This window comes from Streptomyces sp. NBC_01571, assembly GCF_026339875.1.
Classification (GTDB): domain Bacteria; phylum Actinomycetota; class Actinomycetes; order Streptomycetales; family Streptomycetaceae; genus Streptomyces.
On sequence record NZ_JAPEPZ010000002.1, the window covers coordinates 1,033,124 to 1,047,761 of the forward strand.

Here is a 14,638-nt window from a genome sequence, read left to right on the forward strand (position 1 = left end):
CGCTCCTGCCGCAGGCGCGGGAGGCCGGGTTTATAGGGGGGACAAGCTCAACCCCCTCCCTCAGCGGCTCGCGCCGTAGCGTTGAACCCATGGAACGCCACCCCGACCGCCGCGCCGACATCCGTGACTTCCTCGCCACCCGGCGCGCCAAGATCACCCCGGAGCAGGCCGGGTTGCCCACCAGCGGCCGACGCCGGGTTCCGGGGCTGCGGCGCGAGGAAGTCGCCGTCCTCGCCGGCGTGAGCACCGAGTGGTACACGCGTCTGGAGAAGGGCCACATCAACGGAGTGTCCGAAGACGTCCTCGACGCGGTCGCCGGTGCGCTGCAGCTGGACGACGACGAACGCACCTACCTGTTCGACCTGGCCCGGGCAGCCCAGCCGTCCAGCCGCACCCCCCGCCGCCGCAAGGCCGTCGATGTACCGCCCCGCGTCCAGTGGCTACTCGACTCCATGACACTGTCCGCGGGCCTCGTCACCAACGGCCGCCTCGACATCGTCGCCACCAACGCACTGGCCCGCGCCCTGTTCGCACCATTGTTCGACAGCGAGACCACCGATGCTCGAGGCCGGCCGAACTTCGCCCGGTACTGGTTCCTCGACCGCGGGGCACCCGACTTCGTCGCCGACTGGCACGGCGCCCTCGGCGCCACCGTCGCCCTGCTGCGTGCCGAGGCGGGCCGCTACCCGCACGACAAGGCGCTGCGCGAACTGATCGGTGAACTGTGCACGACGAGCGCCGAATTCCGCACTCGTTGGGCCGCCCACGACGTGCGCATCCACCATGGCGGGGTCAAACAATTCCAGCACCCTGACGCCGGAACCGTCGAGCTCGTCTACCAGCCGCTGGACCTGCCCATTTCTCCACGCGAGGTCCACTCGCTGACCATCTACACGGCCGAGCCGGACACCCCCGATGAGGACCGGCTCAAGCTCCTCGCAAGCTGGGCAGCGACCAGGTCCAAGGAGATAAGCCCTACCAGTGACCGGGACTCGTGAACCCCGGACATCGCCCAGAACTTCACAGCAGCGAAGCCGATGCGAGCCGGGCAGGCAAGACACCCAGGGCTATCAGCTCAGCAGCGGCCGCTGCCCGCGCCCAATGGCCGCCGGTGGCGGATGAGGGGCGCTGCGAGGGGACTGCCCATGGGAGGGCTGCATCACGTCTGATGCACTCCAAAGGGTGAACAGGCGGACCAGCCCGTCTCAGGTTTGTGGCCGACTGGCCACCGGGTGGCCACCGGCCGTGGGATTTGGCCACCGAATCTGAGATCCCACAGCAGGTGGACTTGGGGCCGTCATGCAGGTCCGTCATGCCCCGACCCTTGTGGAGCGGTGCCTTCAGCTTCGGCCTGGTGACCATTCCCGTGAAGCTGGTCACCGCCACCGAGGACCGTTCGGTCCACTTCCAAACATGGGCCGGGTGCGGGTGCGCAAGGACTGCGAGGCGGAGGACCGGGAGGTGTCCGCGAGCGAAATCGGCAAGGGCTTCGAGGTCTCCAAGGACACGCTGGTGGCGGTCACGGAGGAGGAACTGGATGCGATGTCGCTCCCGACCGCGAAGACACCTCACGTTGCTACGCCGTCAAGTTCAGGGGATGAGTCCTCCGTTCACGGCGCGGAGGTAGAGCCGCTTGTGCCACTCGTTGGCGTCCGGTCCAGGGTCGGTGGTCAGGACCGGGTTCGGGCCCGTCTCGATGAGGTGGAGGAGCGTCCAGGCGACGCCGTAGCAGTCGTCGGGACCGAAGCAGGAGACAAGCACTCGGGCTTCTTCTCCGGTGACTGGTCTCGAAATCGCTTCGAGTTGCTGGACGCGCCTATCGATTTCTTCTTCGCTCGCCTCCCAGTCGGGAAGCGGGCCGGCGGCAACGAAAACCTGCACTTCGGGTCTCATGGGCGAATGATCGGCTGCCTTCGTCACTGCGGGCAAGACATCTTGACTGGTCAGACCGCGGCCCCCTCGGCAAGCGAGGGTGTCGGGAACGCGGACTCCTCGTCGAAGAGCTCGCGCTTCTGAAGACAGTAGTAGAGCTGTCCGATCATGCGGTTGAAAAGGTTGCGCTGGGCGGCTGCGTGCCAGTCGCCTTGTTCGCGTCGGCGCCGATAGTGGGCTCCGGCTCCCGGCGAGTGGCGGAACGCGGAGAAGGCCCACAGGTAGCCGGCGTGGTCGAGCCGGTCATTCTTCACCCACCGTCTGGTGATGGCGGACTTCTTGCCCGAGGCACGGGTGATGCGAGACGAGCCGGCGTATGCCTTGAGGCCGCGGGCATCGGCGAACCGGATTCTGTCGTCGCCGATCTCGGCCAGGACGCGGGCGGCGAGCTGGATGCCGAGTCCGGGGAAGCTCAGCAGGATCTCAGCGTCCGGGTGCTGGGGGAATGCCTCTTCCACCGCTTTGGCGAGGTTGTTACTGACCTTTCCGTTGAGTTGTCGTGTCGAGCGAAAGTCCGGTTTCGGCGAGGCAGCCCTCGATGAGGTCGGGGCGTCGTTGGATGCGGCGCAGGCCGCTGCGGACGGCGTCGACAAGGTGGTCACGGTCACGGAAGACGACGTTGGCGGTAGTGCTGCGACGAAGCAGCGACCAGATGCCCTCGACGGGATTGAGGTCGGGGGCATAGCTGGGCAGTTGGACTATGGTGAGCAAGGCGTGCTCTGCCGCGTACTCACGTAATCGGGTGCAGCGGTGAACATTCAGATTGTCCCAGATCACCACGACGGTGCCGCCGAGTTGGAGGTGGGCCCGTACGAGAAGGTCACGGTAGTCCTGCCAGGTGAAGCCACGGTGGGCGCCTCGGTGATGGCCCTGGATGCGAGAGCGGTACATCAGGCGGCTGCGTTCGCCGGCCTTGAAGCACACCAGTGCGGCCATCGAGATGCGGCCGCGGGAAGCGCCGTTGAACCGCACCACGGGTGTGTCCCCTCTGGGTGCCCAGGTGCGTGAGCGGTGCGACGTCATCGAGACGGCGGCCTCGTCCTCGAAGACCAGCCATGCCCCGAGCGCCGCCGCGGTGGCTTTGCCTGGGGCCAGGTCTCCTTCACCCAGCCGGCCACCGCCGCCTCATCCCGTTCGACCGCCCGCCGCGCGGGCTGCCGGCACGACCAGCCATGCCGTCGCAGCAGCTCCCACACTCCTCGGACCGACAACGACACACCGAGCCGTCCCGCGATCAGCACGCGTACCCTCGAGAGCGTCCACCGCTCGTCCGTCCAGCCCCGGGCTATCGCACCGTTGAGCAGGAGCGGCTCGAGCTCGGCGAAGTCACTGTCGCCGACCTTCGGCCGCTTGGCAGGACCCGAAATGCACAGTGCCTGCCGGCCTCCCTCACGCTAGGACCGACGCCACCGTTCCACCGACCGCGCACTGACCCGAAGCCGTTTGGCTATCACAACGTTCTTCTCGCCCCGCGCAAAGCCGTCGGCGGCGCGCATACGCACCCGCTTACGCACGGCCTGTCCCTGAGGAAGGCCGCGGCTACGAACACCGCGAAGAAGGCCCCAGCCAAGAAGGCGGCGAAGAAGACCGCGGTCGCGAAGAAGCCGGCCCGGCGCCGTGGCGCCTGACCCACCTCCGCCCGGTGTCCGGCGGCCGGCACAGCTTCGAGGACCTCTGACCGAACGAGTAGCACGAGCCTGTGATGCGTGTCATAGGGGGCGGTCCGAGGCTGAATTCAGGGCCTGTCCCGCTTCGGGGGAGCCCGCAGTGCGGCGGGATGACCGAATCACCCATTCGCACGCTTGTGCGATTTTGCGTTTTGGTGCGAACCTGGAGAGGACACAGGTCAGGGAGGGGTCTGGGGAGAGGCAGGAGGTGCGTGAGCTGTGGATTTACTCATCTGCACGTCGCGTCCGGCTACTCCGCCCGCTACGGCGCCGCCCTCCCCCACGTCCTGGTTGAGCGTGCGGTCGAGCGTGGGATGACGACGCTCGCGCTGACCGACCGCGACACCGTCACCGGGACCGTCCGCTTCGCCAAGGCCGCCGCGGCCGCCGGAATCCGGCCCGTCTTCGGTGTCGACGTCGCCGTCGCCCCACTTCGTACGCCCGCCCCGCAGACCGCCCGTGCGCGCACACCGGTACGGGGCGGCGCGCATGTCATGGAGCCGCTGCTGCGGGTCACGTTGCTCGCGCAGAATCTGGCGGGGTGGGCGCGGCTGTGTCGTCTGGTGTCCGCCGCGCACGCCGAGGCCGACGGCGGTCTGCCGGTCGTGTCCTGGCCGGTTCTGCGTGAGTACGCCGACCGCGACCTGGTGGTGCTGCTCGGTCCTTCCTCCGAGCCGGTGCGTGCTCTGTCCGCGGGCCGCCCTGACGTGGCCGAGCAGCTGCTCGGGCCGTGGCGGGAGCTGGCTGACGAGAGGCTGCGGCTGGAGACGGTGTATCTGGGGCAGCAGGGGACGGGGCCGGGGTCGCTGCGGCTGGCCGCGCGCACGGTGGGCCTGGCCGGCGAGCTCGGTGTGCGCGCGGTGCTGACGAACGCGGTCCGCTACGCCGACCCCACGCAGCACCGGCTCGCGGACGTGCTCGATGCGGCGCGGCTGCTGCGGCCCGTCGACCGCCGGCACCTGGACGGCGGCGAGCGGTGGCTGAAGGACCCGGCCGCCATGGCCGTGGCCGCCGAGCGCGTCGCGGAAGCCGCCGGTGGCGGCCGGACAGAGCCCGCCCGACTGCTCGCAGAAACGGAGGCGACCGGCCAGTCCTGCGCCCTGACCCCGGCAGATCTGGGCCTGGGCCGACCGCACTTCCCCGAGCCGTCCGTCGTGGGTGCGAGGCCCGAGCCCGGGTCGGCGATGCGGCTGCTGCGGCAGCGCTGTGAGGCCGGGATGGTCGCCCGCGGCCTCGACAGGGACGCACCCGCGGTACGGCAGCTCGACTATGAACTCGACGTCATCGGCCGCCTGGGCTTCGAGCCGTACTTCCTGGCCGTGGCTCAGGTGGTGGCCGACACGAGAGCGCTGGGGATCCGCGTTGCCGCGCGCGGTTCGGGTGCCGGCTCGATGGTCAATCACGCGCTTTTTGTAGCCACGGCCAACCCACTTGAGCACCGCCTGTTGTTCGAACGGTTCCTCAGTGAGCGCCGGACGTCGCTGCCGGACATCGATCTCGACGTGGAGTCCGCGCGGCGCCTGGAGGTGTATGACGCGATCATCGACCGGTTCGGCCGCGAACGGACCGCGGTCACCGGCATGCCCGAGACCTACCGGGCCCGGCATGCCTTGCGTGATACCGGGCTCGCCCTCGGCCTGCCGCCCCAGGTCGTCAACGAGGTCGCCAAGAGCTTTCCGCACATCCGGGCCCGCGACATCCGCTCCGCCCTGACCGAGCTTCCCGAACTGCGCCAGCTCGCCGCCCGGGCCGAAAAGTTCGGCCCGCTGTGGGAACTCGCCGAGGGCCTGGACGCACTGCCACGCGGATTCGCCATGCACCCCTGCGGAGTGACCCTCTCCAACGCGTCGCTGCTGGACCGGCTGCCGGTGCAGCCGACTCCTGCCGGATATCCGGCTTTGCTCGCCGATAAAGAGGATGTTGAAGATCTGGGGCTGCTCAAGCTCGATGTGCTCGGGGTTCGGATGCAGTCGGCCATGGCGCACGCCGTCACCGAGATCCACCGCACCACCGGGCGGGCCCTCGACCTCGACAACCCCGACCACGTCGACCTCAACGACCGCCTGGCGTTCGAACTCATCCAGGCCTCCGACACCGTCGGCCTGTTCCAACTCGAATCACCCGGCCAACAGGACCTGGTGGGAAGACTGCAGCCGCGCCACATGCAGGACGTGATCGCCGACATCTCCCTGTTCCGGCCCGGACCCGTGTCCGGGGGCATGCCCGCCATGTTCATCGCGGCCCGCCACGGCGCCGAGCCCCACTACCCGCACCCGGACCTTAAGCCGATCCTCAACGACACCTACGGCGTGGTGATCTGGCACGAGCAGATCATCGCGATCCTGTCGAAGATGACCGGCTGCGACCGGGCCGCCGGCGACGTCGCCCGCCGCGCCCTCGCCGACCCCGACCGGCTGCCGAAGCTCGAAGCCTGGTTCCGACAGACGGCAGGTGAGCGCGGCTACAGCAGCACGGTGCTGGACGAAGTCTGGGGGATTATTTCCCAGTTCGGCGCGTACGGCTTCTGCCGCGCCCACGCGGTCGCGTTCGCCGTTCCCGCACTCCAGAGCGCCTTCCTGAAAGCCCGGTATCCAGCGTTCTTGTACGCCGGGCTGCTGGAGCACGACCCGGGAATGTGGCCGCGCCGCGTCATCGTGTCCGACGCCCGCCGGCACGGTGTGCCGATCCTGCCCGTCGACGTCAACCACTCCCGCGCCCAGCACAGCGTCGAGAAGACCGAGCAGGGCTGGGGGGTACGTCTCGCCTTCAGCACCGTGAAGGGCGTCAGCGAAGCGGAAGTCAGCCGGCTCGTCGACGGGCAGCCGTATGCCGGTCTGCAGGACCTGTGGCAGCGCGGGCGGCCGTCCCTGCCGACCGCGCAGCACCTGATCCGTATCGGCGCGCTGGATGCGCTCGCGACCGGTCTCACGCGGCGGGATCTGCTGCTGCAGTCCGTCGAGTTGCACCGGCAGTCCCGCGCCCGGGCCGCCACCGACGGTCAACTGCCCCTCGGCGGTGACCTGGTGTCGACCGAGGCGAGCGGTCTGCCGGAGATGACCAGCAGGGACAAGCTCGACGCGGAGCTGGAGACGCTCCAGATCGACGTCACCCACCACCTCATGGACCACCACCACCGACTGTTGAACGAGCTCGGTGCGACCGACGCCGCGCACCTGCGCGCGATGGTCCCCGGGCAGAAGGTGCTCGTCGCCGGTGTCCGGGCCTCCACGCAGACCCCACCGATCCCGTCCGGGAAACGGGTCATCTTCGTGACACTGGAGGACAGTGCGGGCCTGGTCGACATCGCGTTCTTCGAGGACTCCCACGAACAGGTCGCGCACACCGTCTTCCACTCCGGACTGCTGCTCGTGCGTGGCACCGTCGAGGCCCGCGGCCCGCGCCGCACCGTGGTCGGCGAGATGGCCTGGAACCTTGAAGAAGTCGCCGCGGCCCGCCGCGACCACGGACCGCAGGCCGCACTCGACCTCCTCGGCCGCACCACCCCCTCCCCCACCCCGGCGGGAACGGCCACACCGCAGCGCACCCTCACCGACGGGACCGCGGGAGCGCGTCTGCATCCGTACGCGGACCTTCAGCCCGCCGGGACCCGCTCGGCCGACCTGCGCCGCCTCGGCCACCGAAGCCCCGGAAGCGCAGGGTGATCGCCGTGAGCGACCATGGCCACCGCACCGTCCTGCATCTCCGCTTCGTCCTCCCGACGGACGGCGACACTGGGCTTCTTGAGGGTGTGCGCTCGCTGCTGGAGAACATCACACCGCGCGCGCAGATCATCGAGCCGGACACGGCCGTCCTCGACCTCACCGGCGCCCTCCCCTACTGGAAGCGCGACGCACGCGCCCTGACCGAACTGATCCAGCTGCGCGCCCTCGCGCTCCTGGACCTGCACAGCGCTGCGGCCGTCGGTCCCAACCAGATGCTCGCCGCGATGGCCTGCAACCTCACCCCGCCCGACCGGCGCACCATCATCGACCACTCCCCCGACGCCGTCGCCGCGTTCCTGCGGCCACGCCCGGTCCGGGAACTGCCCGGCGTGGGCACCAAGATGGCCGCGACACTCACCTCGTACGGTCTGCACAGAGTCGGAGACGTCGCCGACCTGCCGCCGGCCACCCTGCAGCGCCTGCTCGGGGCCCGCCCGGGCCGCACCCTCCACGAACACGCCCTCGGCCACGACGCCACCATCGTCGACCCGGCCCCCACAGCAGCGAGCATCAGCACCGAACACCGCTTCACCCGCGACGAACTCGACCCGGCCGCCCACCGACGCGCCCTGCTCGCCCTCGCCGACGACCTCGGCACACAGCTCCGCGCGTCCGGCCAGATCGCGGCAGGCCTGACCTGCACGATCCGCTACGCCGACCACACCGCCACTCGCCGCGGCCGCACGCTGCCTGAAGCCACCCAGCACACCGTGCTCCTGGCCCGCACCGCCTACGCGGTCTACGAATCCCTCGGCATGCAGCGCGCCCGGGTCCGGAGCATCGCGTTGCGCGCTGATGCTCTGTGTTCTGACGGCAGGGCGACCCGACAACTCACGCTGGACAGCGGCGACGAGAAGCCGCTGGCGATCGAAGCCGTCACCGACCGGGCCCGCACCCGGTACGGGAGGCCTGTCATCTACCCCGCGGCTCTCGCGACCGGCGCACACCTCAGGCGGGAGGTACAGGCACCGGCCGCATGATCGACCGATCCTCGGCAACCTGTTCCTTGGTCGAGAACTCATGTGGAGGTTGCTGTGCCTAACAATGAACGGGCCTGGGGTCGACCGGAAGGCGGGCCATGGTGGCGTTTCGTGCCGCGGAACCGCTGGGCTGGCGCGCTCGGCATCCTCGCGGGACTGCTTCTCCTCGTGCAGGCCGTCGCAGTCCTTTCCGATGACCCTTCGGGGGTTCAGATCACGCTCGAAGCAGCGTGCGCGCTCCTGGGGTGTGCCCTCCTGGTGCAGAGCGTGGACGGGCTGCGAGTCCTCAACCGGAACGCCGATCGTCACTGAACGGTCATCCCATACGGTGTTCTTCATGCGCGAGAAGCGCACTCAGGTCGTAGATGTCCGGATGGCCTGCAAGACGCACAGGACCCGGTGCTCAGGCTTCGCACACGCCGATACCTTCGGCGTTCATGGGCTGGTCGAATCTGCTGGTTCGGCCGCCGGTATGGGCGGTCCCGCGCGGCGTGCGACCGGAGCGCGGGACCGCATGCCCTGCCGTCCTGTCATCGAGCCGGGCACATACGACAATACGGATGCCGGTGGCACGGGACAGGACAGCGCGCCGGAACGTGAACGCTCGGGGCAAGGACAGGTCGTCGAGCCAACCCGACCGAGCGCGGGAAAGAGCGGGGCCTGTCAGAGCAGGCGCAGCACGCCGACGACCTTGCCGAGGATCTGCGCGTCATCGCCAGGAATCGGCTCATAGGCGGGGTTGCGGGGCATCAGCCGCACCCGGCCGTCCTCGCGACGTAGGACTTTGACAGTGGCCTCGTCCTCCAGGAGCGCGGCGACGATGTCCCCTGGGTCGGCGCTGTCCTGGCGTCGGACGGTCACGATGTCGCCGTCACAGATCGCCGCGTCGATCATGGAGTCGCCGGAGACCGTCAGGGCGAACAGGTCTCCGTCACCCACGACCTGGCGAGGTAGGGAGTAGACGTCCTCGACCATCTCCTCGGCGAGCAGCGGCGCGCCGGCCGCGATACGACCGACGAGCGGTACGTCGACCGGGTCGGTGCTGCGGTCGCCGAGCTCGAGCGCCCACGACGGGCGTACACGGTAGGCGCGGGGGCGCTGCGGGTCTCGGTAGAGGACGCCCTTGCGTTCCAGGGCCATCAGCTGGTGGGCGACGGAGGAGGTGCTGGCGAGTTGTACGGCGGCGCCGATCTCCCGCATGGAGGGCGGATAGCCCTGTCGGCGCACTGATTCGGTGATGTAGTCGACGATGTTCGCCTGGCGGCTGGTCAGCTCACCGCCCCTGTTGCGGGTGCTCGGGGGACGTCCCCGGCGTGCGGGCGCGGTGTTCTCCATCGCGGGCACCTCCGTCAGACAAGATCTTTACCGAATGTGACCTTATCCCGCCATCTGGCGTAAAGGGAACCGTGTGTCCGTGGTGGCTTGCCCGGGCGCCGGCCGGGGTGGCCTTCAGAGTGCGGAACGTGAGTTCTTGTCCGTTTCGTGGTTGAGGTTCGGGAAGGATCCCTGGTCCCGAGTGGGGGATGGTCCTCAGACGTTGGGGCGGGCGAACAAGCCGGGTTCGGGTTCGGGTTCGGGTTCGGGTTCGATGAGGATGCCCCGGCTGACCAGGCGTTTCAGTTTGGAGCGGATGCCTTCGGTGTTCTTCGGGAGGATCGGCAGATCGAGGGCCTGGCGGAGGTCGCGGGCGCGTATCGGTCGGCCCGCGTCGGCCAGGGCGGTGAGGATCTGCTGGTAGACGGGGTGGTCCGGGATGTCGAGACGGTCCGGCGCGGTGGCAGGTGAGGGCAGCGGGAGAGTGAGGAGGGGCTTGCGGCCGGCTGCAGAGCCAAACGCAAAGATCAACGCGATCGGCTCGCAGAACGGGGCGGTACGCCGCCCGTGATCCGCCGGGACAGTGCCTGGGAGAGGTGGTCCGTGCGTGCAACCGCGGTGAACGCGGTGGTCGCGCGAACCGTAGGTCTGGGCAGCGGTACGGTGTGCCCTGACCATCAGCGGGCCACTGGGCCCGTGACCACTGGGGGAGTTATATGCAACACCGCAGACCGCGCTACCGCCGCAGACTCATAGCCCGAGCGCTCGGTACCGCAGGTGTGCTCGCTGTCGCCCTGGGCGCCGGGGTGACGCCTTCGATGGCCGCCGGGAAGGCGTCCGACAGGCAGTCGGCCACCGGATCCTCGCCCGACGAGGACTCCACGAACTGGGCGCCCGAGAACGACAGCGCGGCCCTACCCAAGGACACCCACCCGGCAGCCACGCTCAGCCGTGGCCGCGCCTCCGCCGTCCAGCTCAAGCTGCCCGCGCCGAGCGGGCCCTACAAGGTCGGCACCTTCAGCCAGCACCTCGTCGACAAGTCCCGGACGGACCCGTACGTATCCGGCAACCGGGCGCGCGAGTTGATGGTGACGTACTGGTACCCGGCCTCCTCCACCTCCGGGCACCCGGTGGCGCCGTGGATGCCGTCGATCTCGGGTGCTCACTTCCTGTACTCGCGCGGCCTGTCGCCGCAGCAGGTGACGCTGCCGCAGACTTCCAGCCACGTCCTGGCCCCGGTCGACACCAAGCTCGGCAAGCTCCCCGTGCTGCTGTACTCGACCGGGCTGCACTCGGACCGCGCGATGGGCACGGCCCTGGCCGAGGACCTCGCCAGCCGCGGCTACATCGTCATTGCCGTCGATCACACGCACGACGCCAGTGAGGTGCAGTTCCCGGGCAACCGGCTCGAGGTCAACACCATGCCGGCCGGCTCGCACTCGTCGGACACGCTCAACGTGCGCGCCGCCGACATTCGTTTCGTCATCAACCAGCTCGGCACCATCGCCAAGGGCGGCAACCCGGACGTCGACCACGCCAAGCTCCCCTCCGGTCTGTCGAAGTCCGTGGACACGTCCCACATCGGGATGTTCGGCTGGTCGCTGGGCGGCGCCGCGGTCGACACCGCCATGCAGCTCGACCACCGCATCGACGCCGGCGCCAACCTGGACGGCCAGTTCTTCGGCACGGCGCCGAGCAAGGACCTGAGCCGCCCGTTCATGCTGTTCAGTTCCGGCACGCACAACCGCAACAACGACTCGTCGTGGCGGAAGCTGTGGCCCCACCTGAAGGGGTACCGGGTCGACATCCAGCTCCACGGCTCGAGGCACCTGTCGTTCAGCGACAACGAGTGGCTGGTCCCGCAGGTGGCGCCCCTGCTCGGGCTCTCACCGGAGCAGGTGCAGCAGCAGTACGGCTCGATCGACCCCGACCGGGCGATCAAGATCCAGCGCGTGTACCTCGCCGCCTTCTTCGACAAGCAGCTGCGCGGCAAGCACACCACCCTGTTGAACGGGCCCTCCGGGAGTTACCCGGAGATCGCCTTCGTCCGCTGACGGACTCCGAGAATCGGGCCCCCGCGTGGGGGCCCACCCCGGGAGTTCCGTGGCAGGACGACGCAGGGACGCCCGTGTGCGTTCATCGAACGTTCGAGCGCTCGTCGCTCGGTTGAGAGAGGACCCGCTGCCCTGCCTACCGCGTCCCGGGCTCCGCGCCACAGTGCCCCTGTCGCCGACCGCGATGCGGCTGCCCGGCGAGGTGTGCCGGCCGGGCGCGTCGCTCGTCGTGCCGCTGCCGGTGGTGGCCGCCCGCACCGCGGCCGGGCCGAGCGGCATCCGATCCGAGGGGGCGAGAAGCCGTGTCGACCGGTGCGGAGCCGGTCGTCGTGGACATCCCGCTGTCGGTGCGCGTCGCCATCGGCGCCGGTACGACGGCGCAGGGCCGCACCGCCGGCACATCCACAGCCACCGGCGCACCGGCTCCCGGCGTCGCTCGCGTCGGCGGGCCGGCGCCGTCGACCGCCGCCGTCGACCACCGCGGCGTGTGCACGGGCCTCGACGGCCCATTCCGCCACAGCTTCCACCCCAACCGGTCTGCCGCCAGCGGCACGACCACCGACAGTCCGTCGGACGGCGTATCGCTGGACGGCACGCACCAGCAACGCCTGCGGCTTCCGGCCGACCCGCCGCCTGTAACCCGTCGCCCCGCCTGACCACTGATCCAAGGACCTCCGCCATGGCCACCATCCCCACCGACCAGACCACCGGCTCCCACAGCGGCCACCGGACATCGCACCGGCGCGGCAGCCGGCCGGAAGCTCCGGCAACCTGGGAACGCCCGGCGCTGGCCGCGGTGCTGGTCGTCGCTGCGCTGCTGTACGGCTGGGGCATCGGGCACGCCGCGATTCACCCCTACTACGGTTCGGCGATACGGTCGATGGCCGCCAGTTGGCGGGCCTTCTTCTTCGGCGGTCTGGACCCCAGCGGTTCGATCACTCTCGACAAGCTGCCCGGCGCCTTCTGGCCCGAGGCCATCAGCGTCTGGATCTTCGGTCCCAGCACGTGGGCGGCCGCGCTGCCTCAGGTCGTCGAGGGCGTGCTCACCGTGTGGCTGCTCCACCGGATCGTACGGGCCTGGGCCGGGCCGTTCGCCGCGCTGATCGCCGCCCTGACGCTCACCTTCACCCCGATCACCGTGGTCCTCAACAGGGCCACCATCCCGGACACCGCACTCACTCTGCTGCTGGTGGCAGCCGCCGGAGCCCTGCAGAAGGCTGTACGGACCGGGCGGCTGCTGCCGCTGATCACCTGTGGCGTCTGGGGCGGACTGGCCTTCCAGACGAAGATGCTGCAGGCATGGCTGGTGCTGCCGGTCTTCGCCGTCGTCTACCAAGTCGCCGCGAGCGGCCTACCGTTGCGACGTGCCCTGCGCCTGCTGCTGAGCGGTGCGGTCGCCCTGGCCGTCTCCTGCTCGTGGGCGCTGCTCGCATGGGCGACGCCCGCCGCGGACCGCCCGTACGTCGACGGCACCTCCAACAACAACCCCTTCAGCCTGGTCTTCGGCTACAACGGCCTGAGTCGCTTCAGCGACGATGACACCGCGTTCGGTGCCATTTCGGGGACCGCCGCCAGCCGGACCTCCGGAAACACCGGCTGGGGAATGCTGGTCAACCACACCGTCGGCCCACAGATCGCCTGGTTCCTGCCGCTCGCCGCGCTCGCCGCCGTGGTGGCCCTGGTCTGGCGCGCCCGCGAACCGCGAACCGACCTGCTGCGTGCCGGATTCCTCCTGTGGGGCGGCTGGCTGGCCGTGCACGCCGTGGTGTTCAGCGTCTCCAACGGCAACCACCCGTACTACACGGCCGTGCTCGCACCGGCGATCGCCGCGCTTACCGGGGGCGGGCTCGCCCTCTTCCGGTCCGCGTACGAGGCAGGCGGTCGGCGGCGCGTGTGGCTGCCGTCGGTCATCCTGCTGACGGTGGTCTGGGCGCTGGTACTCGACGTGCCGACCCTGTTCGCCTCCTGGCTGCTGTTGCTCGCCGTGGGCCTTGCGATGTGCGGCACACTCGGCCTGTGGACCAGCGGGTCCCACACCTCCCGAGGGATGGTCCAGGGCTCCCTGGCCGCCGGGATCACGGCCACTCTGCTCCTGCCCGCAGGCTGGGCCGCCTCCTCTCTCGACCCGCTCTACGCGGGCGCCTCCACCTCGCCCACAGCCGGCCCGGTCGGCAAGGTCTACCACAACGCCCTCCACGACCGATCCGCACTCCGCCGGGTCGGGCTCGACCAGCCCAGCGACCGCGACACCTCCCTGCTCGACTACCTCACCGCACACCACCACGGCGAGAAGTACCTGCTCGCCACCCAGGCCGCCTACCCCGCGGAGCGCCTGCTGCGCGCCCAGTCCCAGCCCATGCTCGTCATGGGCGGATTCACCGGCAAGACCCCCTTCCCCACCGCTGATCAACTCGGCAGCCTGGTCACCACTCACCAACTCCGCTACGTACTGCTCACCCCGCTGCGGCCCACCACCCCGGCCACAACCTGGGTGAAATCCCACTGCACGCGCATCCGCTCCGGGGCCTACGGATGGCGCACCAAGGGCAGCTTCCGCCTTTACGACTGCAGCCGGCAGGGCTGAGGCACGACGCCGTCGATGGATTCGGCCGGTCGGCACGGGCGCACGCCCGACACCCGCGCATCTCGCCTCCGAGTGTGGCCGCGGTCTGCGGGCTCGGCTGTGTCAAATTTAACGGCTGACCTTGGTTGTTGAGTGGTCAACCGGGTCGGTGTTGCGGTCGCCGAGCTCGGGCGACCACGACGGTCGTACGCGGTAGGCGCGGGGCCGCTGCGGGTCGCGGGAGAGGACACCTTTGCGCTCCAGCGCCATCAGCTGGTGGGCGACGGAGGAGGTGCTGGGGAGGTGTACCGCTGCGCCGATCTCCCGCATCGAGGGTGGGTAGCCCTGTCGGCGGACTGATTCGGTGATGTAGCGGACGATGGCGTCCTGGCGGCTGGTCAGCTCA

Annotated in this window: 12 protein-coding genes and 2 pseudogenes; 6 read left to right on the plus strand and 8 right to left on the minus strand. The window is 69.7% G+C overall.

What is annotated here, in order from left to right; translation table 11 throughout:
- Positions 1-89: 89 nt before the first annotated feature.
- Positions 90-998 carry a helix-turn-helix domain-containing protein gene (locus OHB41_RS47910; RefSeq protein WP_266708295.1) on the plus strand — a complete coding sequence of 303 codons (909 nt, stop codon included), beginning with the start codon at positions 90-92 and terminating at the stop codon, positions 996-998.
- 592 nt (positions 999-1,590) lie between these two features.
- On the opposite strand, the gene OHB41_RS47920 is transcribed toward OHB41_RS47910, so the two are convergent.
- The 5 genes and pseudogenes from OHB41_RS47920 to OHB41_RS52870 form a co-directional block, all read right to left on the minus strand.
- Complete coding sequence (locus tag OHB41_RS47920) at positions 1,591-1,893, minus strand: hypothetical protein (RefSeq protein ID WP_266708297.1); 303 nt, start codon at positions 1,891-1,893, stop codon at positions 1,591-1,593.
- 50 nt (positions 1,894-1,943) lie between these two features.
- Positions 1,944-2,432 (minus strand): annotated as a pseudogene (locus OHB41_RS47925) (transposase); the annotation flags it as partial.
- The gene (locus OHB41_RS47930; RefSeq protein ID WP_266708299.1) at positions 2,407-2,955 is read right to left on the minus strand and encodes a transposase; all 549 of its coding nucleotides are present in this window, start codon (positions 2,953-2,955) and stop codon (positions 2,407-2,409) included. The pseudogene OHB41_RS47925 and the gene OHB41_RS47930, both read right to left, overlap by 26 nt.
- Positions 2,952-3,173, minus strand: a complete 222-nt coding sequence (locus OHB41_RS52200; RefSeq protein ID WP_323138604.1) for a helix-turn-helix domain-containing protein — start codon at positions 3,171-3,173, stop codon at positions 2,952-2,954. Before OHB41_RS52200 ends, OHB41_RS47930 begins: the two co-directional genes overlap by 4 nt.
- 153 nt (positions 3,174-3,326) lie before the next feature.
- A complete protein-coding gene (locus OHB41_RS52870) occupies positions 3,327-3,428 on the minus strand; it encodes a hypothetical protein (RefSeq protein WP_526025100.1) in 102 nt (33 codons plus the stop codon).
- A gap of 383 nt (positions 3,429-3,811) precedes the next feature.
- Between OHB41_RS52870 and OHB41_RS47940 the strand changes: the two genes are divergently transcribed.
- Together OHB41_RS47940 and OHB41_RS47945 are read left to right on the plus strand one after the other, a co-directional pair.
- Positions 3,812-7,261 (plus strand): DNA polymerase III subunit alpha, encoded by a 3,450-nt coding sequence (locus OHB41_RS47940; RefSeq protein ID WP_266708301.1) that lies wholly within the window; start codon positions 3,812-3,814, stop codon positions 7,259-7,261.
- A gap of 5 nt (positions 7,262-7,266) precedes the next feature.
- Entirely contained in the window at positions 7,267-8,301 is a 1,035-nt protein-coding gene (locus tag OHB41_RS47945; RefSeq protein WP_266708303.1) for a DNA polymerase Y family protein, read from the plus strand.
- Positions 8,302-8,964: 663 nt separating this feature from the next.
- Here the strand turns inward: OHB41_RS47945 and lexA are convergent.
- A complete protein-coding gene (gene lexA, locus OHB41_RS47950; protein ID WP_266708305.1) occupies positions 8,965-9,636 on the minus strand; it encodes a transcriptional repressor LexA in 672 nt (223 codons plus the stop codon).
- Positions 9,637-9,831: 195 nt separating this feature from the next.
- A complete protein-coding gene (locus OHB41_RS47955) occupies positions 9,832-10,146 on the minus strand; it encodes a hypothetical protein (RefSeq protein ID WP_266708307.1) in 315 nt (104 codons plus the stop codon).
- A gap of 185 nt (positions 10,147-10,331) precedes the next feature.
- Here OHB41_RS47955 and OHB41_RS47960 point away from each other — a divergent pair, with 185 nt between their 5' ends.
- The 3 genes from OHB41_RS47960 (at position 10,332) to OHB41_RS47970 (ending at position 14,253) form a co-directional block, all read left to right on the plus strand.
- A complete protein-coding gene (locus OHB41_RS47960; protein ID WP_266708309.1) occupies positions 10,332-11,669 on the plus strand; it encodes an alpha/beta hydrolase family protein in 1,338 nt (445 codons plus the stop codon).
- Between the two features lie 329 nt (positions 11,670-11,998).
- A complete protein-coding gene (locus OHB41_RS47965) occupies positions 11,999-12,325 on the plus strand; it encodes a hypothetical protein (RefSeq protein ID WP_266708311.1) in 327 nt (108 codons plus the stop codon).
- Positions 12,326-12,348: 23 nt separating this feature from the next.
- The gene (locus tag OHB41_RS47970; protein WP_266708313.1) at positions 12,349-14,253 is read left to right on the plus strand and encodes an ArnT family glycosyltransferase; all 1,905 of its coding nucleotides are present in this window, start codon (positions 12,349-12,351) and stop codon (positions 14,251-14,253) included.
- Between the two features lie 135 nt (positions 14,254-14,388).
- Here OHB41_RS47970 and OHB41_RS47975 read toward each other — a convergent pair.
- A pseudogene (locus OHB41_RS47975) lies at positions 14,389-14,634 on the minus strand (LexA family protein); the annotation flags it as partial.
- Positions 14,635-14,638: the final 4 nt, after the last annotated feature.